Here is a 1,170-nt window from a genome sequence, read left to right on the forward strand (position 1 = left end):
TTTTACAAAACATCCCTTCTATGCTTGAAAGCATTCCTTTTCAAAGAATCTTAAGTGAAAGAAAAAACAAATTTGATAATACTATAGTAGTTTCTGCAGGACCTAGTTTAGCTAAACAACTTCCTTTACTTAAAGCTTATCAAGATAAAGCAGTGATCTTTTGTGCTGATGGGGCTTTAAGTATGCTTGAAAAAGAAGGTATAGTGCCTGATTATGTTACGAATTTAGATTTTACTGATCTAGCAATGAATTTTTTTCAAAATAAAGAAAATAAAACTTCTTTAAATATACTTTCATGTGCTACGCATCCTAATTTGGTTCATTTTTTAGATAATAAAAGTGTGATTTTAAGAGATGATCCTTTATATCAACGCTTCAATCTTAATGATTTTGGTTATATTGGTACAGGTACTCATGTAAGTCATTTTTCTTATACTTTAGCTTTGGCTTTGGGATTTAAAAATATTATTATGATAGGGCAAGATTTAGCCTTTGATGAAAAAGGAAATTCACACTCAAAAGGTTTTGATTTTGGGGAGAAATTTAGCGGTGAAGAAAATATAGATAAACTTAAAGTCCCTGCCTATGCAGGTAAAGGTGAAGTTTTAACTCATATAACCTGGAATGATTATCGTATAAAACTTGAATATCTTTTTGCTTGCAATGATCAAAAGGCTAAATTTTACAATGCTACTGAAGGTGGAGCAAGGATTAATTTCACTGAAGAACTTTCCTTTAAAGAATGTTGTGAAAAACTCCTTACAAAAGAAAAACCCAAATTTGAACTTCCAAAAAGTTTAACTAAAAATAGAAGTGATAAACTCCTAGTTAAATTCAAAGAAAAAATACAAAAAGATCAAGAAAATGCCAAAAGATTTTTAGACGATGCCTTAGCTTTAAAACAAATTTTAGAAAATATACTCAGTAAAGATTTTATTTTACCTTTAGAATTTTTAGAAAAAGTCTATCAAAACATAGAAAATTTTAATCACTCTTTAGATGAAGATGAGTTTATACAGGATGAAGTTTTAAGAGGAGCTTTTGCTTATCGTGGAAAAATGATTGCTGATGTATTAAAACTTCATATACAAGATAAAACGCATTTTATCACAGCTTATATTAAAGCTTACCATGAATGGTTGCTTTATTTTATAGAAAAGTTAGGGCAAA

1 protein-coding gene is annotated in these 1,170 nt (G+C 28.7%); it reads left to right on the forward strand.

Going from position 1 to position 1,170, the window contains the following annotated elements:
• On the forward strand, window positions 1-1,170 hold a 1,170-nt coding region (locus AJ889_RS00150), incomplete at both ends, for a motility associated factor glycosyltransferase family protein (RefSeq protein WP_148123995.1).

Origin of the sequence: Campylobacter sp. BCW_6468, assembly GCF_001762865.1 — a bacterium.
Classification (GTDB): domain Bacteria; phylum Campylobacterota; class Campylobacteria; order Campylobacterales; family Campylobacteraceae; genus Campylobacter_D; species Campylobacter_D jejuni.